The 19677-nt window shown below is 69.9% G+C and carries 15 protein-coding genes and 1 pseudogene; 6 read left to right on the top strand and 10 right to left on the bottom strand.

What is annotated here, in order from left to right:
* Positions 1 to 198: 198 nt before the first annotated feature.
* From WS92_RS08370 to WS92_RS08390, 6 genes and pseudogenes are all read right to left on the bottom strand, one after another.
* On the bottom strand, positions 199 to 1752 hold the full coding sequence (locus WS92_RS08370; RefSeq protein WP_015603398.1) for a methyl-accepting chemotaxis protein: 1554 nt from the start codon (positions 1750 to 1752) through the stop codon (positions 199 to 201).
* A 244-nt stretch (positions 1753 to 1996) separates the two neighbouring features.
* Complete coding sequence (locus WS92_RS08375; RefSeq protein ID WP_082761070.1) at positions 1997 to 3094, bottom strand: IS5 family transposase; 1098 nt, start codon at positions 3092 to 3094, stop codon at positions 1997 to 1999.
* 298 nt (positions 3095 to 3392) lie between these two features.
* Positions 3393 to 3860 (bottom strand): annotated as a pseudogene (locus tag WS92_RS08380) (ThiF family adenylyltransferase); the annotation flags it as partial.
* Positions 3857 to 4393 (bottom strand): aminotransferase class I/II-fold pyridoxal phosphate-dependent enzyme, encoded by a 537-nt coding sequence (locus WS92_RS34500; RefSeq protein ID WP_141667997.1) that lies wholly within the window; start codon positions 4391 to 4393, stop codon positions 3857 to 3859. The pseudogene WS92_RS08380 and the gene WS92_RS34500, both read right to left, overlap by 4 nt.
* On the bottom strand, positions 4360 to 4605 hold the full coding sequence (locus WS92_RS36975; RefSeq protein ID WP_269435028.1) for an aminotransferase class I/II-fold pyridoxal phosphate-dependent enzyme: 246 nt from the start codon (positions 4603 to 4605) through the stop codon (positions 4360 to 4362). Before WS92_RS36975 ends, WS92_RS34500 begins: the two co-directional genes overlap by 34 nt.
* A gap of 254 nt (positions 4606 to 4859) precedes the next feature.
* A complete protein-coding gene (locus WS92_RS08390; protein ID WP_015603795.1) occupies positions 4860 to 5846 on the bottom strand; it encodes a helix-turn-helix transcriptional regulator in 987 nt (328 codons plus the stop codon).
* Between the two features lie 576 nt (positions 5847 to 6422).
* Between WS92_RS08390 and WS92_RS08395 the strand changes: the two genes are divergently transcribed.
* From WS92_RS08395 to WS92_RS08415, 5 genes are all read left to right on the top strand, one after another.
* The gene (locus WS92_RS08395) at positions 6423 to 7154 is read left to right on the top strand and encodes a methyltransferase (RefSeq protein ID WP_059929843.1); all 732 of its coding nucleotides are present in this window, start codon (positions 6423 to 6425) and stop codon (positions 7152 to 7154) included.
* Positions 7155 to 7230: 76 nt separating this feature from the next.
* Positions 7231 to 8970, top strand: coding sequence for an ABC transporter ATP-binding protein/permease (locus WS92_RS08400; RefSeq protein WP_059929841.1), 1740 nt, complete (start codon positions 7231 to 7233; stop codon positions 8968 to 8970).
* Positions 8967 to 10751: an ABC transporter ATP-binding protein gene (locus WS92_RS08405; protein WP_059929839.1), complete on the top strand. Its 1785-nt coding sequence runs from the start codon at positions 8967 to 8969 to the stop codon at positions 10749 to 10751. The genes WS92_RS08400 and WS92_RS08405 overlap by 4 nt, the downstream gene beginning before the upstream one ends.
* Before the next feature lie 263 nt (positions 10752 to 11014).
* Complete coding sequence (locus WS92_RS08410; RefSeq protein ID WP_059929854.1) at positions 11015 to 13210, top strand: TonB-dependent receptor; 2196 nt, start codon at positions 11015 to 11017, stop codon at positions 13208 to 13210.
* A gap of 11 nt (positions 13211 to 13221) precedes the next feature.
* A complete protein-coding gene (locus WS92_RS08415) occupies positions 13222 to 14496 on the top strand; it encodes an MFS transporter (protein WP_059929835.1) in 1275 nt (424 codons plus the stop codon).
* A gap of 22 nt (positions 14497 to 14518) precedes the next feature.
* Here the strand turns inward: WS92_RS08415 and WS92_RS08420 are convergent, their stop codons facing one another.
* From WS92_RS08420 to WS92_RS08435, 4 genes are read right to left on the bottom strand one after another with little or no spacing between them, the layout of a single operon-like run.
* Positions 14519 to 15115: a peroxidase-related enzyme gene (locus tag WS92_RS08420; protein WP_059929833.1), complete on the bottom strand. Its 597-nt coding sequence runs from the start codon at positions 15113 to 15115 to the stop codon at positions 14519 to 14521.
* Positions 15112 to 15642 carry a CMD domain-containing protein gene (locus WS92_RS08425; protein ID WP_059929831.1) on the bottom strand — a complete coding sequence of 177 codons (531 nt, stop codon included), beginning with the start codon at positions 15640 to 15642 and terminating at the stop codon, positions 15112 to 15114. The genes WS92_RS08420 and WS92_RS08425 overlap by 4 nt, the downstream gene beginning before the upstream one ends.
* Before the next feature lie 45 nt (positions 15643 to 15687).
* Complete coding sequence (locus WS92_RS08430) at positions 15688 to 17112, bottom strand: NAD(P)-binding domain-containing protein (protein ID WP_059929829.1); 1425 nt, start codon at positions 17110 to 17112, stop codon at positions 15688 to 15690.
* Complete coding sequence (locus WS92_RS08435; protein WP_059929852.1) at positions 17109 to 18113, bottom strand: LysR family transcriptional regulator; 1005 nt, start codon at positions 18111 to 18113, stop codon at positions 17109 to 17111. The genes WS92_RS08430 and WS92_RS08435 overlap by 4 nt, the downstream gene beginning before the upstream one ends.
* 356 nt (positions 18114 to 18469) lie before the next feature.
* On the opposite strand from WS92_RS08435, the gene WS92_RS08440 reads away from it, so the two are divergent.
* Positions 18470 to 19663 carry an ABC transporter substrate-binding protein gene (locus WS92_RS08440; RefSeq protein ID WP_059929827.1) on the top strand — a complete coding sequence of 398 codons (1194 nt, stop codon included), beginning with the start codon at positions 18470 to 18472 and terminating at the stop codon, positions 19661 to 19663.
* Positions 19664 to 19677 lie beyond the last annotated feature (14 nt).

Consider the following 19677-nt stretch of genomic DNA (forward strand, 5'->3'; position numbering starts at 1 on the left):
TCAACGCAATCCAGTCCACCGCAATGCTGCGTGCCGCGGCGGGAATGTGGGGCGGTCAGCGCACGTTTGCGAGCGTGCGAATGGCGAGGGCGCGGCTGCACAGCGAGAAAAGGATGCCGGCGCGGCAAAAAAAGGATGCAGTCCGACGAAAGAAGAAACGGAGCGGCCGAACCGCCCCGTTTCGCCCGCCGGCGCCGATCAGGCGGGCAGCGCGAACTGCGCGACCGCGGAGCGCAGCGCGTCCGCCTGATCCTTCAGCGAGTGCGCGGCGGCGGCCGCCTGCTCGACGAGCGCGGCGTTCTGCTGCGTGACCTGGTCCATCTCGCCGACCGCGCGATTGACCTGGTCGATGCCCGCGCTCTGTTCGCGCGACGCGTGGCTGATTTCCTCGAGGATTTCGTTCACGCGCCTCACCGATTGCACGATTTCCGTCATCGTCGTGCCCGCGCGCGTGACGAGCGTCGCGCCGTGCTCGACCGTCGTGTTCGACGTCTCGATCAGCGACTTGATTTCCTTCGCGGCCGTCGCCGAGCGCTGCGCGAGCGTGCGCACCTCGCCCGCGACGACCGCGAAGCCGCGTCCCTGTTCGCCCGCGCGCGCCGCCTCGACGGCCGCATTGAGCGCAAGGATGTTGGTCTGGAACGCGATGCCGTCGATCACGCCGATGATGTCGCCGATCTTGCGCGACGCGTCGGTGATGTCGTCCATCGTCCGCACGACGTCGTCGACGACCGCGCTGCCGCGCGTCGCGACCTGCGCCGCCTGGTCGGCGAGCTCGGCCGCCTGCGACGCGCTGTCGGCATTCTGCTTCACGTTCGTCGTCATCTCGTCCATGCTCGACGCGGTCTCGACGAGCGCGGCCGCCTGCTGCTCGGTGCGCTGCGACAGATCGGTGTTGCCGGCCGCGATCTCCGATGCGCCCACGTTGATGTTCTCGGTGCCGAGCCGCACGCGCGACACCATGTCGATGAGCGCCGTCTGCATCGTGTGCAGCGCGTGCAGGAGGCTCTTGCGGTCGCCGTGGCGAATGTCGACGTGCGCGGTCAGGTCGCCCTGCGAGATCCGCTGCGCGGTCGCGACGGCCGCCTCGAGGGCGCCGCCGAGGCTGCTGCGCACGCTGCGCAGCACGAGCACCATCAGGATCGTCGCGGCGACGCCGAGCACGACCGTCATCGCGAGCCAGCGGGCGGTGTTCGCGAGCATGGCGGCCTGCAGGTCGTCCATGTACATGCCGGTCACGATGTACCAGTCCCACGGCGCGAAATGGCGAACGGCGCTCGTCTTGTCGATCGGCTTGTCGGCGCCAGGCTTCGGCCACATGTAGTCGACGAAGCCGAGGCCGCCTTGCGCGTTGCCCGCCTTGACGATTTCGACGAACAGGTGCTTGCCGCCCGGATCGGTGAAGCCGGATACGTCCTTGCCGTTCAGTTCCGGCTTGATCGGATGCATGACGACGACGGGCTTCGAATCGTTGATCGACAGATAGCCGTCCTTGCCGTAGCGCATCGCGGCGATTGCTTCGAGCGCGGCGCGCTTCGCGTCCGCCTCGGGCATCGCGTTCTGCTGCGACAGCTTGTAGAAATGATCGCTGACGCTGTATGCCTGCGCGGTCAGATACCCGAGCTGCTCGCGCCGGTCCGCAATCATCGACGAGCGGTTCTGCCACGCCCCGGTCGCCCCGATCAGCAGCAGGCCGATCCAGAGGATGACGATCATCGACGTGAGCTTTTGGTTCAGTGAAAGAGAGCGCATGGTGGGTGTCGTGGGGCGGCTGACGCATGGGGACGAATGCCTGTTTATCGGCGCGGGAGACGGGGGGCGCAGGCGGGTATTCCCTAGCAGGCTGTTGAAAAGCCCTCCGTCATGACAACCGGAGCGCTGGTTAAAAGGATTTCACGTGCGATCAAGCGGTGAATTACAGCAGCACCATGCAAATCTCCCGGCTGGTGGACATGCCAGCCGGCATGCCGACGCACGTCGGCCCCGCTCAGGCGGCTTATTGCGCAACTCGGGGCGACGCCACCGTCAGTATTCGAGCCATGCGAGTCAGGTTACTGGCGAGCATCGTCAGCTTGAAGTGCTGATCGACGCGCCGGATGCCGCGATACACCGTCTGCCGAATCCGGCCCACCGTCTTGCCCCAACCGAAGTGCTCTTCGATGCGTTTGCGGATGACTTGGCTGATCCGGTAGCCGGCATGCCGCGAGGTGCGGCCGTCGATCGCGCTGCCGCCTTGGCGGGTGTCGTTGCGTGCCACGTGCGGCGTCACCTTGCGTGCCCGGCAATCGCCAACGAAGTCGCGCATGTCGTAACCCTTGTCGGCGCCCAGCGTCTTGGCATGGCGGCCCGGTACACAATCAAGCAAGCGCAGGGCGCTCGCGCGTTCGGCAAAGCCGTCGGCATGGCTCACCACGGCACCCACCACCAGGCCCGAGCGGTTCTCCATGAGAATGTGTCCTTGGTAAGCGAGGATGGCCCCGCTTTGCTTGCTCTTCCTGAACAGGCGTGCATCCGGATCGGTACTCGACTGGTGTGTCTCGTTGCTGCGCCGCTGGCCACGCCAGTCAGTGTCGGCGTTGCGAGCGCCACCCGCGGGCGGCTCGTCGCCCGGGCCGTCCTTGGGGCGGAAACTCTTGTGGCTGGCCCAGGCCTGGATCAGCGTGCCATCGACCGAGAAGTGCTCGCGCGAGAGCAGGCCACGCTGCTCGGCCAAGCCCATGACCTTGGTGAAGAACGCTTCGACGACCTCGTGTTCGAGCAGCCGGTCGCGGTTCTTGGAAAACGTCGAGTGGTCCCACACGGCGTCCTCGATCGCCAGCCCGACGAACCAGCGGAACAGCAGGTTGTAGCGCATCTGCTCCATCAGCATGCGCTCGCTGCGCACCGAGTACAGCACCTGCAGCAGCAACGCCCGCAGCAGCTTCTCCGGCGCAATCGACGCGCGGCCGCTGTCCGCGTAGATCACGCTGAACAATCCGTTGAGCTGCTTGAGCGCTTCGTTGACAAGTTGCCGTACCGGCCGCAGCGGGTGATCGGCCGGCACGAAGTCTTCCAGCTTGACCGTTGTGAACAGCGGTTCTTGCATCTCGTCCATTCCGCGCATCGCTCTCATTGCCCAAGGTCATGAACACGATATCCATAACGCGCGACTCTCAACGCCCGTTTACGCTGGGCCCAAATTCAACAGCCTGCTAGGGTCTGTTTATATACGGAACGCATGTGCGTTCCGCTTCTTACCAGACCCTAGGTGCGGGGCGAGGGCGAGCAAGTGCTGGCAGAGATTGGGCGGATGCGGGGTGGTGCGGGCGCGTGTCGGCGGAGTCGGGGTATGACCAAGATTCGTTATGCGCTGCAGAGCATAAACGCTCATCCCGGCCGACCCTCACGTAGGTTTTGCCGGCCAGCACGCAGGCGTCGTTGACGAGGTAGCGCGTCGCGAAGTTGTCGGTGCCGTCGACGATCAGGTCGTACTGCGAGAACAGCGCGATCGCGTTGTCGTTGTCGAGCCGCTCGTCATGCAGCCGCACGTCGACGTGCGGATCGAGCGCGACGATCGGGTTGCGCGCGCTGGCCGTCTTCGGCATGCCGACCGTCGACATCCGGTGGATCACCCGCCGCTGCAGGTTCGATACGTCGACGCGGTCGAAATCGATCACGCCGAGCGTGCCGCCCCCCGCGGCGGCGAGATAGAGCAGCGCGGGCGAGCCGAGGCCGCTCGCGCCGACCACGGGCACGCGGGCGGCCTTCAGGCGCTGCTGGCCGGTCAGGCCGAGTTCCGGCAGCAGGACATGCCGGCTGCAGCGGGTCAGTTCGTCGCCGGACAGCGGCGCGAGCGTCGTAACGAGAGGCGGTAGTTTCATGGCGGATCATCGGTAGGCGGTTGAACGGAATGACGGGGCGCGCTCATGTGGCGTCGCGCCCGGCAGGCTCGCCGAGCACGCGCATGAGCGCCTCTTTCAGCGCGTCCATCTCGTCGCGCGTGCCGATCGTGATGCGCATCCAGTTCGGCATGTCGGGTCAACTGCGTCCGACATGCACGCCGCGCGCGGCGAGCGCCGCGATCACGGGTGGCCCGGCGCGGCCGAGGCCGACCATCACGCAGTTCGCGCGCGAAGGCAGGCACGCGAGGCCGCGCGGCGAACCAGCGGATCAGGTCGTCGCGGCCGGCCGCCGTGTATGCCTTGCACTCGCCGAGCCGGTCGCGCAGCGCAAGACTCGCGAGGGCCGCGGCGGCGGCCGGCACCGACACGTCGTGCGGCGGCATGGTGTGGATGCACCCGATGGCATCGGGTTGCGCAACCGCATAGCCGAGCCGCAGGCCGGCCATCCCGTAGATCTTCGAGAACGTGCGCGCGACGATCAGCCCCAGGTCCGTACGTACCGCGTCGAGCATCGACGGTTCGTGCTGTACTCGATGTACGCCTCGTCGACGAGCACGGTCGTGCCGGGCCGGCGGTCGCTCAGCAGGCGTCGCAGCGCGTCGTGCGGGGTCACGGTGCCGGTCGGGTTGTTCGGGTTGGCGACGTAGATCAGTCCGCGCGGCGCCGCCTCGCACATCGCGGCAACGTCGTGCGCGCCGTCCGCGCGAAGCGGTACGCGGCGCACGGGCCGGTTCGCGAGCGTCGCGTAATGCAGCGCGCGATTCGAGCCCGGTACAGCGACACCCAGCCGGTGGGCACGTCGTGCGCGGCGGCGATCGCTTCGCGCAGCCGTTCGACGAGCGGGAACTGGTAGCGGCCCGCCTCGCGAGCGAGCGCGCGGCGGCGGCTTCGGCTTCGTCGAACGGGCCGAACGGCGATTCGTTGCGGTTCAGGAAGATCTCGCGCCGGCCGGCGGCGCGGGCGGGTGCGGCATGCAGGTCAGTCGTGGCTGGCACATTCGGCGGATCGGGGGAGGGCTCGGCAGGATCGGTTGCCGAGGACGGATTTCGGCGTGCATCCGAAGAAACGCGTGAACGCGGCGCTGAGATTGCTCGGATGCTGGTAGCCGACGCGATAGGCTGTCTCGGCCACCTGGTGGCCGGCTTCGAGCAGTTCCTGCGCGCGGTGCATCCGCAGTTCGAGCAGGTGCTGCGCGGGGCTCGTGCCGTAGGCCTGGCGGAAGCACTCCTTCAGCTTGTATTCGCTGATGCCGAGCGAGGCCGACAGGTACGCGTTGTTGAGCGGCTTGTCGAGGTGCGCACGCATGAATGCCTCGACGTGCGCGAGCTTGTCGAGGTCGCGCGCGCCGAGGCGACCGGTTCGCACGGGTGCCGGTGCGATCGTGTGCAACTGGTCGGCGAGCAGGCTCAGCGCGTGGATGCGCAGGCTCAGGCCGTCCTGCTGCAGCAGGTCGGGGTCGCGGAAGAAGCGCAGATGCGGGCTCGTGCCGTTCGCCATGAATGCAACTTGCCGGAATCCTTCGAAATGGCCGAGCATCGGGCCGAGCAGCTCGCGGCAACGGTCCTCGCCGACGAAGCTCGACAGCGTGCTTTCCGATACGACGAGCCGCAGTTGCCGCACGAACTGGTTCGCCGCGAAGCGGCGTTCGCCGCCGCCGCTGCGGAACACCGACGCCGTCGTGTGACCGGACGAGAACGGCAGGCGTTCGCCGCGCCGGTCGCAGAACTCGGAGTCGCCTTCGAGCCCGATCGCGACGACGAGCTGGCGTTCGGCGCCGTCGTGGCTGCAGGCCTCGGTCAGCTCGCGCTCCGACAGCACGCTCGAGCGCACGACCGAGAAGCCGGGCTCGCAATTCAGGCGTTCGACCGCGTAGCTGCCGCATTCGGCGTCCCCGCGTGCGACGGTCCAGGTCTGGTTTGGGGCGACGTCCATTGCGGACGCGCTGGGCATGGTCAGTGCGTGCATCCGAACAACTCCTCTCAGGTTCTCCACGGCAGACCGGGCGTCTCGTATGAGTCTCAGGCGCCTCGGTGGCCGCAAGACTAGCTACAAAGTTTTTGGGATGGAACGGCTTCACCCGGCCTGCATATGAAATTCGCCGATATCCATATGAAATGAGAATGATTCTCATTAATACGTAAAATATCATTGTGGATGTCGACCATCAACCGATGGCGTGGCTGCCGGACAGGCGGGAAGCGGTGCGTTTCCTCCGCTCGGGGCTAGATCAATATCCATGCCTATGACATACGTTGAACGAAATGCCGCGAGGCTCGCGGCCGGCGCGCCCGTGTCCGATGCGCTGCTGCAGGCCGCGACCGGCATGACGGGCTGGCATGCGCGTGCGGCGCGCGCGTGGCGGCCGCTCGGCGTCGACTACGCGTCGACGCTCGGCGCGTCGCCTGCCGTGCTGTCGCAGTGTCTTGCCGATGCCGCGCTGTTCGCGATGAGCCAGTACCTCGCGATGGATCATGCCGGGCAGCACGCGCAGCAGCCGCGCGACGCGAACGATCGTCCGCCGCCGTTCGAAGCGGCGACGGCATGCGCTTCGAACTCGAAGCGCTCGACCCGGACGCGTGGGGGCGCTTCTGGCGGCGCGCGGCGGCCGGCGCGGACGATATCGCGGCCGGGTGGCGTCCGTTCATGCTGCGCTACACGCAGGCGCGCGCGCCGCTGCCGGCCGGCCTGTTTCGCGCGGCGGCCCGGCTCGACTATGCGTCGCTGGGCGCGATCGCACGCGAGACGGGTACCTACGTGAGCGCGGTGCGCGATGCGGCCGCGCTGCGCGACGATCCGCGCGACGCGCGCAGGCGCGGCCGAAGGCGACCGTGTGCGGCGTCGACTGGCCGTCGATGCGCGACGCGTGTGCGCGCCGCGCACGAATTCGGTGTCGAGGCGCGCGCGCGGTTCGTCGGCGGCGACCTGTTCGACGTCGAGATTCCGGGGCAGTACGACCTCGTCATCATGAGCCAGATCCTCCATCACTTCGACGAGGACGCATGCCGCCGGCTGCTCGCGCGCGCATGCAGCCTCCTCGCCCCCGGTGGGCGGATCGCGGTCTGCGATTTCATGATCTCCGACGCGCCGCCCGCGAGCGAGCCCGTGCCGCGCCTGTTTGCCGCACAGATGCTCGGGCTTACGCAGGCGGGCGATTGCTATCCGGTCGCCGCGGTCAGGGCGTTGCTCGCCGAGCAGGGGCTCGTCGACGTCATGGCCACGCCGCTGAAGGGCGTACCGGTGCACTGCGTGACGGGCGACCGCGCGGCCGGCTGACCGGCGCGTCGCATCCATGCCATTGCGGCGCGGCGCGAGCCGCATCGATCAGGTATCCAGACGAAGGAGAAATCAGATGCAACCTCAGTTGTGGCGGCTCGCGGGAGTCGTCTATGCCGATATCGCGGCGAACGTCGCGATCGGGCTGGCCGTCACCGCGTGCCACGCGGCCCAGGCGCTGTGTCTCGCGCTCGGGATCGCGGCCGTGCTGTCGGGCGCGCCGCCGTCGGGCGTGTTCGGCTGGGCGCTTGGCTTCGCAGCGTTCGCGCTCGTGCGGATCGCGCTGATGTGGGCCGGTGAAGTCGCGGCGCTGCGCACCGCGAGCCGCACCAAGGCGCGGCTGCGCGCGCGGTTGCTGCCGCAGGCGCTGGCACTCGGCGCGGACGGCGGCGCGGGCCGTACCGCCGAACTGCAGAACACCATCGTTGGCGGCGTCGAGGCGCTCGAGATGTATTACGGTCGCTACATCCCGGCCGTTTGCGTCGCGCTCGTCGGCTGTACCGGCGTGATCGGCGCCGTCGCGTGGCTCGATCCGCTGTCCGCCGGCGTGCTCGCCGTCTGCGTGCTGGCGGTGCCCGTGGTCGACCGTGTGTGGCTGCGGCTGTGCCGGCCGAAGGCCTCGGGGCTGATGGCGTCGATGGGGCGTTTCGGCGCGACGATGCTCGACAGCCTGCAGGGCATCGTCACGCTGAAGGCGTTCGACGCGGCCGGTACGCGCCGCGCGGCGCTGGTCGCCGCGGCGGCCGAATTGCGCCGCGAAGCGATGGGGATTCTTTACGCCACACTGATGCGCAACGGCGTGACGGGCCTGTTCGGGCTCGGCTGCATCGCGCTGGTCGCGGCGCTCAACGCGTCGCGCGCGGCGTCGGGCGCGCTGCCTGCGACGACCGCGCTGATCACGCTGTTCCTGGCGCGCGAGGCGTTCCGGCCGGTCGACCGGCTCGACAAGACGTTCCATATCGCGTGGGGCGCCGCGAGCGCGGCCGCGCCGGTCGCTGCGCTGCTCGACGCCGAACCGCCGGTGCGCGAGCCTGCGTCGCCGCGCGCGCCGGGCGCGCGCTCGGACGTCGCGTTCGACGACGTGACGTTCGCATGGCCGGGCAGCGATCGTCCCGCGCTCGAGCGCGTGTCGCTCGCGGTCGGCGAGCGCGAATTCGTCGGCGTCGTCGGGCCGTCGGGCGCCGGCAAGTCGACACTCGGCGCGCTGCTGATGCGGATGGCCGATCCGCAGCGCGGCGCCGTGCGGATCGGTGGCGTCGACCTGCGCGACCTGCCGCTGGCGGCGATGCGCGCGCAGATCAGCGCGGTGTTTCAGGACATCGTGCTGTTCCACGGCAGCATCGAAGACAACCTGCGGTTCGCGCGTCCCGACGCGGACGCGCAAGCGATCCGCGACGCGGCGCGCGTCGCGCACATCCACGATTTCATCGAAAGTTTGCCGCATGGCTATGCGACCGCGGTCGGCGAGCGCGGCGCGCAACTGTCGGGCGGCCAGCGGCAGCGGCTCGCGATCGCGCGCGCGTGGCTGAAGGGCGCGCCGGTGCTGCTGCTCGACGAGGCGACCTCGAACGTCGATCCGGCGAGCGAGCAGGCGATCCAGGCGTCGATCGAGGCGTTCGCCGGGCAGCGCGCGCTCGTCGTGATCGCGCATTGCCTCGCGACGGTGCGGCACGCGGACCGGATCGTCGTCGTCGACGGCGGCCGGATCGTCGAGGAAGGCAATCACGACACATTGACGGCGCGCGGCGGACTGTATGCGCGCCTGCTGGCCGCGCAGGATGCGCAGGCCGGCGCATCGCAGGAGAAAACCGCATGAGCACGACCTCGACAACGATCCGCGACCGCGCGGCGGCGCCGCGCGACGACGCGCCGCGCGCGCGCAGCGGATGGGCGGACTTGATGCGGCTAGCGGGCGGGCAGGAACGGCTGATGGCGCTGACGATCGTCGCGACGGTTCTCGCACAGGGCGGGATGGTCGCGACGCTCGCGACCTGCGCGTGGCTGGTGGGGATGGCGGTCACGGGCGCGGGCGCCGCACAGTGGCAGCCTGGCCTGTGGGTGCTCGCCGCGGCGGTGGCCGCGGGCGCAGGCGGCCGCTGGTGGCAGGCGCACGTGTCGCACGAATTCGCGTTCGCGCTGATCGAGACGATGCAGATCGGCATCTACGACGGGCTCGAACGCGCGGCGCCCGGTTCCGTGGCCGGGCGCCGCACGGGCGAACTCGCGGCGACGGCGACGCGCGACGCGCAGGCGATGGAGCATTTCTTCGCGCACACGCTCGCCGACGCGATCGCAGCGGGCGTCGTCCCGCTGCTGGCGCTCGTGGCGCTCGCGTTCGTGCAGCCGTGTCTGACGCTTGCGCTGCTGCCGTTCCTGCCGCTGCTCGCCTCGGTGCCGTTCTGGCTCGGCGATCGCGCGCACCGCCAGGGCCGCAAGCTCGCGGAAGCGGCTGCGCGGCTCGACGCCGACGTGATCGAAGGGATCCAGGGGCGCAAGGAGATCGCGCTGTTCGGCCAGGCGCGCGCATGGCTCGACCGCGTCGCGTCGCGCGTGGCCGAGATGGAGGACGAGCAGCGCCGCTACGGCGTGCGCGCGGGGCTCGAGCAGGCCGCGATCGAACTGCTGCAGGCATGTGCGCTGCTCGCCGCGCTCCTGACCGGCGCGGTGCTCGTCCAGAGCGGGCTGCTCGGCGGCGCGTTGCTGCCGTGCGCGGTCGTGCTGGTCGGCGCCGCGTTGATCCCGCTTGCCGAAGTTGCGCAGGCCGCGCGCAAGCTCGGCGAGCTGAAGGCCGGCGCCGAGCGCATTCTCGCGATCCAGCGGCAGCCCACGCAGATCGTCGACCACGGCAGCGCGGAACCGGCCGATGCGACGGTGCGCTTCGAACAGGCCGCCTTCGCGTACGACGGCGCGCGCGCGCCGGCGCTGCGCGGTGTCGATCTCGACGTGAAGCCGGCCGAGACGGTCGCGCTCGTCGGTGCGTCGGGAGCGGGCAAGAGCACGTGTGTGAGCCTGCTGCTGCGCTTCCGGGACGTACAGTCGGGACGCGTGACGCTCGGCGGCGTCGACGTGCGCGACATCCCGGTCGCGCGGCTGCGGCAGCTCGTGTCGGTGGTGCCGCAGGACGTGTACCTGTTCGACGATTCCATCGCGAACAACATCCGCCTCGGGCGGCCGGAGGCGAGCGACGCGGACATCGAGCAGGCCGCGCGCGACGCGCAGGCTCACGACTTCATCGCCGCGTTGCCGAACGGCTATGACACGCGCTGCGGCGAGCGCGGCGCGCGGCTGTCGGGCGGCCAGCGGCAGCGGATCGCGATCGCGCGCGCACTGTTGCGCGACAGTCTCGTGCTCGTGCTCGACGAAGCGTCGTCGAGCCTCGACACCGAAAGCGAGCGCGCGTTCCACGACGCGCTCGCGCGGCTGCGCCGGCATCGCACGGTGCTGATGATCGCGCACCGGCCGTCGACGATCCGCCAGGCCGACCGCATCGTCGTGCTCGACGAAGGCCGCGTCGTCGAGCAGGGTACGCACGCCGAACTCGTCGCGCGCGACGGACGCTATGCGCGCCTGATTGCCAGCGATGCCGGGCACGCGTGAATCGCGTCGCCCATTGCAACCACCACTATCACCACGCTTCACGGGGTTCGCGACGAGGCCGTTGCCGGCCGGTCGCGAACGGAGCATCAGCAGGGGAAGGTTTCATGAGTCGTCGTTGCTGTCGTACCGCCCGGACTCGCCGGGCGATTTCTCGTATCGCTTCACCGGATCGATTCGCCGTTCAATTGTTCCGTTCACGGAACGTTTCACCCGTCGGCGTCGCGGAATCCGCCGATGCCGGGTTGCGCCGCAAGGTCCCGTCGATGCTGCCGCTGTCGCTTGCGCTGGCTGCCGCGTTGGCGCCGACGCCGTCCGCGCACGCGGCTGAAACGGCGACGCCGGCCGCGGCCCGGCCGTCAACTGCCGCTTCGTCCGATCCGGCCGACGGCTCGCAGCTCGAAGCGGTGACGATCACCGCGCGCCGTCACAGCGAATCGCAGCAGAAGGTGCCGGTCAGCGTGACGGCCGTGAGCGGTGCGGATCTCGCGGTCGATGCGGCGCCGTCGGCCGGCAACGCGGGCCTGGCGCGCTCGGTGCCGAACCTCGCGTTCGCCGATATCGGCGCGACCTATGCGAACGTGTTCAGCATCCGCGGCGTCGGCTCCTTCATGCCGCTCGCGGCCGACGACGAATCGGTCGTGATGTACGTGAACGACGTGCCGCGCGCGACCACGGGCGCGCCGCCGACCTTCATGGACGTCGACCGCGTCGAGGTGCTGCGCGGCCCGCAGGGCACGCTGTTCGGCCGCAACACGCAGGGTGGCGCGATCAACGTGATCACGAAGCAGCCGACCTTCAAGCGCGAATTCTCGGCCACTGCGGAAGCCGGCACGCACGGCCGCTGGCTCGGCGAGGTGATCGGCAACGGGGCGGTGTCGGACGATGTCGCCGCGCGCGTCGCGGTGCGGATGTCGAACCTGAACGGCAACGTGCCGAACCTGGCGACGGGCGGCGCCGACGGGCGCGTGAAGATCGGCGCCGCGCGCGGCACGGTGCTGTGGGTGCCCGACGACCGTACGTCGGTCACGGTGTCGGGCTTCGTCGACCAGACAGAGACCACCGCGCCGCGCTTCGTGATGCTGCAGAACCGCGATTTTCCGCAGGTCGAGCTGAATCCGTCGACGTACAGTCGCTGGCGCGACGCGGGCGGCAGCGTGCGGGTCGACCGCGAGTTCGAGCGCGTCAGGCTCACGTCGCTGACGAGCTACCAGGATTCGCGCAACGTCCAGCAGTTCGACCTGACCGACGGGCTCATCTATTCGGCGCTGTCGAAGCGGCCGGCGACCGCGTTCGACGTGCCGGGCGCGGACTATACCGAGATGCATTTCGGCGAAACGACGTTCCAGCAGGAGGTACGGGTGAGTTCGCGCGACGACAGCCCCATGATGTGGACGGCCGGGCTCAACTATTTCCATTCGCGCTTCACGAACGACACGTCGGCGGTTGCGTCGCAGGCCGCGTTCAATTTCGTGACGACGCAGAACGGCCAGCAGCACAACCGCATCAATACCGACAGCGTGTCGCTGTTCGGCGAGGCGAGCTGGCCGCTCACGGCGCGCCTGAAGGCGATCACGGGCGTGCGCGCGACCTGCGAGCGCAAGGACGCGCGCTATGCGTTCGACGGCAACGGCAACCCGAAGGTCGTGAGCCGGTTCCGCGAGGAGGACAGCCTGAGCGACACGTTCGTCACAGGCCGCGCGGGCCTGACGTTCGACTGGACCGATACGCTGATGACCTATGCGACCGTGTCGCGCGGCGAGGCGTCGGCCGGGTTCCCGGCCGTGACCGTGAACGGGCCGCAAGGCAGGCGCGAGTCGTCGTTTCCGGCGTCGACGAGCTGGACCTACGAGCTCGGCTTCAAGTCGCTGTGGCTCGACCGGCGGCTCAGCGTCGACGGTTCGGTGTTCTACAACGACGTGAAGAACGGCCACCTCGTCGCGTTCTTCCCGTCGAACGGGTTGTTCATGCCTGCGTCGCTCGACTACCGGACCTACGGCGCGGAGCTCGAACTCGGCGCGAAGGTGTCGCGCTACGTGCGGTTGACGGCGGGGCTCGGCTATACGCAGGGCGAACTGCGCTCGGTGCCCGCCGGCGATGTGACGGGCGCGCGGTCGGGCAACCGGTTGCCGAACGTACCGCGCACGACGGCCAACCTCGGCGTGCACGGCGAACTGCCTGGCGGCGCGGTCGGCATGCCGGGACGCTTCAACGCGGACGCGGCGTGGCAATTCGTCGGCTCGCGCGCGGTCGACGTGCGCAACAGCTTCAATCTCGCCGCGTACAGCGTGGTCAACCTGCGGGTCGGCTGGACGTACCGGAACTGGACGCTGTACGGCTTCGCGGAGAACCTGCTCGACCGCCGCTACGTCGTCGCGGGGCAGAGCTGGGCGCCGGGCGTCGGATCGGTGCGCGTCGGCCAGCCGCGCGTCGTCGGCATCGGCATCACGACGCAGCTTTGACAGGAGATCACATGAGCGAACCGCATCGTCTCGCCGGCGATCGATCGCCGGCCGTTGCGCAGGTGCCCGGCATCGCGCGCGTGCTCACGGTCGTCGCGATCCTCTACATCGCGATCGGCAGCGTGCTCGGCTTCGTGCAGGGCGGCCTCGGGCCGATCCTGCGCGCGCAGGGCGTGACGCTGGCGTCGCTGCAATGGGTCTATGCGCTGTATCTGCCTTTCGGCGTCGCGTTTCTGTGGGCCCCGTGGCTCGACGCGCGGCGGCTGCGCCGGCTCGGGCACCGGACCGGCTGGATCGTCGCGGCGCAGGGCGTCGCGGTCGTCGCGACGCTCGGCATCGCGGCGTTGCCGGGCGCGCCCGTCGCGTGGTTGTTCGCGCTCGGGCTCGTCGCGACGGCGGCCGTCGCGACGATGGACCTGTCGCTCGACGCGTTGACGGTCGAGCAGACGCCGCCGTCGGGGCGGACGCTCGTCGCGGCCGCGAAGATGGGCGGGATGGCGTTCGGCCTGCTGCTGGGCGGCGGCGTGCTCGTGTGGGCGTATCCGTCGGCCGGCTGGCGGCTCACGTTCGCGCTGCTGGCTGCGATCCTCGCCGTGTCGCTGTTGCCGGTCGCGCTGCTGGTCGCGGCCGATCGCGCGGCGCCGCGCATCGCGAACCGGTCGCTGCCGGGGTGGCGCGATGCACTGCGCGACGCGCCGACGCGGGCGCGGCTGCTCGCGACGATCGCGCTGACCGTGATGCTGATGCTGCTGTTCAACTTCAACCGGCTGCTGCTGGTCGATCTCGGCCTGCCGCTGCAGCGGATCGGCGCGCTGCTCGGCACGCTCGTGCCGGCCGCGAACCTCGCGGCGGCGGTGGCGGCCGGCTGGGCCGCGCGCCGCTGGCGGCCGGCGACGATCTGTGCGACGGGTGCCACGGCCTGCGTCGCGAGCGTCGCCGTGCTGGCGGTCGCCGCCGCGCGCGGCGATGCGGCGCTGGCCACGACGGGGGCGGTGCTGGTCGGCGCGGCCAGCGCATGGACCTTCATCAGCATCGGCGGTGCCATTCTCGGCTGGGCGGCCGGCCGTCAGCCGGCGACCGTCTATGCGCTGTTCTACAGCAGTGGGCGGCTCGTCGGCACGTTCGGTCTGCTCGGGATGCCGAAGCTGATCGCGACGGTGGGCTGGCCGGCGTTCTATGCGGGCGCGGGTGTCGCGTTCGCGCTGGCGGCGGCGGTGTTTCTCGCGTTGCTGGCGCGCGGCTGCGCGGTGCCGGCGGAGCCGGGGCGGTGCGGCCGCGCAGCTTGAGGGCCGGCCCAGGCGGGCGCGTTCACGCGGATCGCTCGCCCGCTGCGGGAAACACCGGCTCCCCGAGCGTCAGCATCAACCGGTTCGCCCACGCGAAAATCGCGATCGCATGCGACAGGTCGAGAATGTCCTCATGCGTGAGCCCTTCGGCTTCGAGCGCGGCGATGTCGTTTGCGTCGACCGTATCGGGGCGTTCGGTCAGCGCGATCGCGTAACGCACGATTGCGCGTTCGCGTGGCGTCGTGCCGGCCGTCGCCGGATCGTCGAACACCTGTTCGATCGCGTCGGTGCGCTTCGCGAGCTGCGCGAAGCGCTGCGCATGCACCGACGCGCAATACACGCAGCCGTTCATGCGCGACACGGCCGTGCTCGCGAGTTCGCGCTCCGCGCGCGGCAGGCCGCCGGGGCCGTACATGATCGCGTTGAACACGCCCGAGCGCTGCCGCAGAATCTCCGGCTGGTGGACGAGCAGCAGGTAGTAGTCGGACGTCTTCGCGTGCGGATGGCTTGCTTCGAGCACCGCGATCTGATCGGGTGTCGCGGCATCCAGCGGCACCGTGTCGAGCCACGCGCGCCAGCCAAGCGTGCCGGACGTGAAGCCGTGGGCGGGCGTCGTCATGCGGCCTCCTCGGTCGCGCGTGCGTGCAATGCCAGCGCGGCCGCCGCGACGCGCACCTGATAGGCAACGAACGCCACGAGCTGCGACAGCGCGACGATCGCGGGCGTCGTGAGGCCGGCCGATTTCAGCGCGCCGAGATCGGATGCGCGCGCGTAGACGGGGGAGAGCGTCACGCGCTTCGCATGCACGAGGATCGCGCCGAGGCGTCGAGGCAGCGCGTCGAACGCCTCCGCATCGACACGTTCGACGTCGTCCAGCGTGCCGCCTGCGTCGATCAGCCGGGCGCGATATACCTCGGCCAACGCATGCGCATTCGACTTCCGCGCGACATATCGCGCGGCATGCAGCCGCTCGACCAGGGAAAGCTCGGGCAACGCAGGATCGAACAGCGCCGCTTCGCTCAACTGCGCATGCAACAGCACCTTGCCGCGCGTGCGCCGCAGCGCCGCGACCGCATCGCCGTCGCGCAGGCCGGCCACCGCGTCGATCGTGTCCGGCACGGCGGCCGGCGTGATGGAGTCAGTCATCGTTTCGGTTTTCCTTCTTCGTCCAGTTGATCGATGGGCGCGCGTTCACGCATCGGCGTCGCGCCACTCGTCGCCTTGCAGCTCCGCGTGCGCATACGCGACGAGCGCGTCGTAGTGGCGATCGCGATCGGCGTCGAACAGCCGGCTCGCGATGCCGCGCGCGAGCCGTTCGGCGCCCGCGCTGATCGCGGGAATGTCGCCGGACAGCTTGCCGTGGCTCAGGCTCGCCGCGTGATTGAAGCAATGGATCCGCGTGACGGCCGGGCACACGCCGGGCTCGCGCTCCTGAAACGCGAATGCGGGGCCGAGGTCGGGCGACTCGGCCAGCTCGTCGAGCCACGCGCCCGGTTCCGGCCGATAGCGATCCTTCCAGCGCCGCACGTGCGCGCCGAACGCGGCGAATTCCGCACGCGTCGTCCAGTCCGAATGAAAGCCCGTCGCGAAGATCAGAAAGTCGATCTCGTAGCGCCCGCGCGGCGTCGTCACTTCAAGGCCGTCCGCGCGTTCCGCGAGCGTCTCGATCGGGCTTGCGGCGTGGAAATGCGCATGGCCGTGCCGCGACACGCGCAGCACGCTGTCGCGCGGCGGCGGCGTCTGCGACGTCAACGCGTAGTGCATGAAGCGCCACTTCGTCGCATCGTCGAGATCGGCGTAGCCGTGCACGAGGCCCGGGCTGCCGATGCCGGTCAGCTTGTTGATGCGCGGAATGTCCGCACGGCGGAAGAACAGGTCGACGCGCGCGGCGCCGGCTTCGAGCGCTGCGCCCGCGTTGTCGAACGCGGATGCGCCCGCGCCGACCACGCCGACGCGCTTGCCGGCCAGCGCCGCGAAATCGATCGGCTCGGATGAATGCGCCCAGCGCGTGCGCGGCGCGCGTTGCGCGACGGGCGGCACGTACGGGCCGCCGAGCCCGTCGCGGCCGGTGGCGAGCACGACGTGCCGCGCGAGGAGCGTCCGCGCTTCGCCGCTGCCGCGCACGTCGAGCGCGAGCAGCCCGTCGTCGCGCGGGCGCAGCGCGGCAAGCGTGGTGTCGTTGCGCACCGGCAGGTCGAGCACGCGCCGGTACCAGCGCAGGTAGTCCATCCATTGCATGCGCGGAATCTTGTAGAGCGCGTCCCACGCGTCGCGGCCGTTCTGCGCTTCGAACCACGCGCGGAACGTCAGCGCGGGCAGGCCGAGCGCGGGGCCCGCGAGCTGCTTCGGCGAGCGCAGCGTCTCCATCCGCGCGAACGTGACCCACGGGCCTTCGTAGCCGGCCGGCGCGCGATCGATCACGCACTGGTTGTCGATGCCGAGCAGGCGCAGTTCGGCGGACGCCGCGAGCCCCGCCATCCCGCCGCCGACGATCGCGACGTCGAGCACGCGCGTGCCGTCGGCCTCGCGCGGCGGCACCCACGACGGGGCAGGCAGGTCGAGCCAGCGCAGGTCCTGCGCGAGCCGCGCTTCAAGTGCGTCGAGCGGCGTCGTCATGCGGCCTCCGGGCGGGTGCGGCGCGTCCGGGCGGTGTGCGGCGTGCGCTCGCTGCGCAGCCGCTCGCCGCGCAGCAGCGCATCGTGCGCGGCGGCGTCGTGAAAGATCACGTCGTCGAGCAGCGCGCGCGTCGTGCGATGCAGTGCGTCGAGCAGCGCATCGACGGCCGCGGTGCGCGCCTTGCCGGCCGGCGTCGCGACGCCGAACGCGAACGGAATGTCCACGTCGAGCGGGCGTGCGACGACGCCGTCCATCGGCAGCGCGACGCCCGTGGCCGGGTCGACGATGCCGATCCCGACGCCCGCGCGCGCGGCCATCACCGCATTCAGCGACGCATTGGTTTCGATGAACACGCGCGCGTCGACGCGCGCGGCCGCGAATGCCGCGTCGATCCGCTGGCGCAGCCGGTGCCGGTTCGCGACCGTCACGACGCGGCGGCGCGCGAGATCGCGCAGCGCGATGCGCGGCTTCGCCGCGAGCGGATCGCCGACGGGCAGCACGGCCACGCACGGCGTCTGCGCGATCCAGTGCACGTCGAGCCCCGCGTGCGCCATCGGCAGCGTGACGACGCCGACGTCGGCCGTGCCGGCCAGCACTTCATGCACGACGTGTTCGGCCGATTCGCTGCGCAACTGGTAGTGCGGCGCGTGCGCGCCGTCGGGCAGTGCGGCGAGCGCGGCCGGCACGAGCGTGGCCGCGAGCGCGGGCGTGGCCGCGATGCGTACCGGCTCGGCCGTCTCGTTGCCGATCGCACGGGCACGGGCCTCGATTGCGCGCAGCCCGATCAGCGAGCGCTCGACTTCCTCGTACAGCAGGAACGCGCGCCGCGTCGGCGTGACGCGCGGGCCGTGCCGGTCGAACAGCGCGTAGCCGAGATCGGCCTCGAGCTCCTGGATCTGCCGCGTGACGGCCGGCTGCGAGCGGCCGAGCAGTGCGGCTGCGCCGGTCACGCTGCCGGCCGACATGACCGCGGAAAAGGCTTCGAGTTGATGCAGCTCCATGACGCGTTCCGATGATGCAATTTGCGCATTGTAGGAGTGCGAGTATGCGAAATTCATATAATGATTTTTGCTATCGACAGCGCGAAAACTGCGAAGCGGGCCGGCGCGGCGAACGCCGGATGTGCGCGCATGCGCAACCGGCGGGCCCGACGTCGGCCGAGAAACGGCAATCGAATCAATGCGATGCGATGTATGCCCGCGCCTCGCGCGATGCCGGATTCGAACGCGGCTGCTGGTGCGCGGCCCGCGCTGCGCGTCGCCCGCAATATCGATATGCGCAAAACTTCGTTGGATCGACCTGAACCGGATGGTTACATGCCCTCACTCTTTTCGACTGACTGACGTTTGGGGGATGAATGAACGTTTCGGGGAACGGCGCACGCGGCGGATGGCGGCGCGTGCTGGGCACGGTGGCGGCACTTGCCGCCGCATGGGGATTGTCGACGGGCGTCGCGCTGGCCGCCGGCGTGTCGGGCGAGCCGGTGGTGATCGGCGTGAGCGGGCCGCTCACCGGCCAGGATGCGCAGTACGGCGAGCAGTGGAAGCGCGGCTTCGATCTCGCGCTCGACGAGATCAACGGCGGCGGCGGCATTCACGGCCGGCCGCTCGCCGTCGACTTCCAGGACAGCCGCAGCGACCCGCGTCAGGCGGTGGCGATCGCGCAGAAGTTCGTCGCCGATCCGCGCGTCGTGATCGAGCTCGGCGATTTCTCGAGCGCGACGTCGATGGCCGCGTCGCCGATCTACCAGCGCGGGCAACTGATCCAGTTCGGCTTCACGAACTCGCATCCGGATTTCACGAAGGGCGGCGACTATCTGTGGAGCACCGCGCTGAGCCAGGCCGAGGAGCAGCCGCTGCTCGCGCGCTACGCGGTGAAGGAACTCGGCTTCAAGCGGATCGCGGCGCTGTACCTGAACACCGACTGGGGCCGCACCAGCAAGGACATCTTCGCGAAGGCGGTGGCCGGGCTCGGCGCGCAGGTCGTCGCGGCCGAAGGCTATCAGCCGGCGGAGAAGGATTTCCGCTCGACGCTCGTGCGGATCGGCGCATCGAAGCCCGATTCGATCGTGCTGATTTCGTACTACGCGGACGGCGCGCAGATCGTGCGGCAGGCGCGCACGTCGGGCGTCACGCTGCCGATCGCGGCGGTCGGCTCCGTGTATTCGCCGAAATTCCTCGAGCTGGGCAGCGCGGCCGTCGACGGCGTCTATACGGAATCGAACTTCTTCCCGGCCGAGCCGCGCCCCGAGGTGCAGGCGTTCGTGCAGCGCTACCGCGCGAAATTCCATGCCGATCCCGATTCGTTCGTTGCGCGCGCATACGATGCGCTGATCCTGTCGGCCGAAGTGCTGCGCCGTTACGGCACGACGCGCCAGGCCGCGCACGACGGTTTCGCGAAAATCAGCGACGTGCCGAGCGTGATCTTCGGCAAGGTGCGCTTCGATCCCCAGACGCGTCGCGTCGCGGGCGCGCGCACCGTGTATCTCGTCGTGAAGCAGGGGCAGTGGGCGCTGTGGGACGGCGCGAAACCGCAGCTCGCCGCGCGCTGACCCTGAACCGCATG

The sequence above is a fragment of the Burkholderia sp. MSMB1588 genome, from assembly GCF_001546925.1.
GTDB classification, from domain to species: domain Bacteria; phylum Pseudomonadota; class Gammaproteobacteria; order Burkholderiales; family Burkholderiaceae; genus Burkholderia; species Burkholderia humptydooensis.

What these genes read in the sequence shown, in the direction of transcription:
- WS92_RS08440 (WP_059929827.1), top strand. Translation starts at nt 18,470, where the DNA reads ATGAACGTTTCGGGGAACGGCGCACGCGGCGGATGGCGGCGCGTGCTG.
- WS92_RS08415 (WP_059929835.1), top strand. Translation starts at nt 13,222, where the DNA reads ATGAGCGAACCGCATCGTCTCGCCGGCGATCGATCGCCGGCCGTTGCG.
- WS92_RS08410 (WP_059929854.1), top strand. Translation starts at nt 11,015, where the DNA reads ATGCTGCCGCTGTCGCTTGCGCTGGCTGCCGCGTTGGCGCCGACGCCG.
- WS92_RS08420 (WP_059929833.1), bottom strand. Translation starts at nt 15,115, where the DNA reads ATGACGACGCCCGCCCACGGCTTCACGTCCGGCACGCTTGGCTGGCGC.
- WS92_RS08435 (WP_059929852.1), bottom strand. Translation starts at nt 18,113, where the DNA reads ATGGAGCTGCATCAACTCGAAGCCTTTTCCGCGGTCATGTCGGCCGGC.
- WS92_RS08430 (WP_059929829.1), bottom strand. Translation starts at nt 17,112, where the DNA reads ATGACGACGCCGCTCGACGCACTTGAAGCGCGGCTCGCGCAGGACCTG.
- WS92_RS08400 (WP_059929841.1), top strand. Translation starts at nt 7,231, where the DNA reads ATGCAACCTCAGTTGTGGCGGCTCGCGGGAGTCGTCTATGCCGATATC.
- WS92_RS08390 (WP_015603795.1), bottom strand. Translation starts at nt 5,846, where the DNA reads ATGCACGCACTGACCATGCCCAGCGCGTCCGCAATGGACGTCGCCCCA.
- WS92_RS34500 (WP_141667997.1), bottom strand. Translation starts at nt 4,393, where the DNA reads ATGCTCGACGCGGTACGTACGGACCTGGGGCTGATCGTCGCGCGCACG.
- WS92_RS08370 (WP_015603398.1), bottom strand. Translation starts at nt 1,752, where the DNA reads ATGCGCTCTCTTTCACTGAACCAAAAGCTCACGTCGATGATCGTCATC.
- WS92_RS08405 (WP_059929839.1), top strand. Translation starts at nt 8,967, where the DNA reads ATGAGCACGACCTCGACAACGATCCGCGACCGCGCGGCGGCGCCGCGC.
- WS92_RS08375 (WP_082761070.1), bottom strand. Translation starts at nt 3,094, where the DNA reads ATGGACGAGATGCAAGAACCGCTGTTCACAACGGTCAAGCTGGAAGAC.
- WS92_RS08425 (WP_059929831.1), bottom strand. Translation starts at nt 15,642, where the DNA reads ATGACTGACTCCATCACGCCGGCCGCCGTGCCGGACACGATCGACGCG.
- WS92_RS08395 (WP_059929843.1), top strand. Translation starts at nt 6,423, where the DNA reads ATGCGCTTCGAACTCGAAGCGCTCGACCCGGACGCGTGGGGGCGCTTC.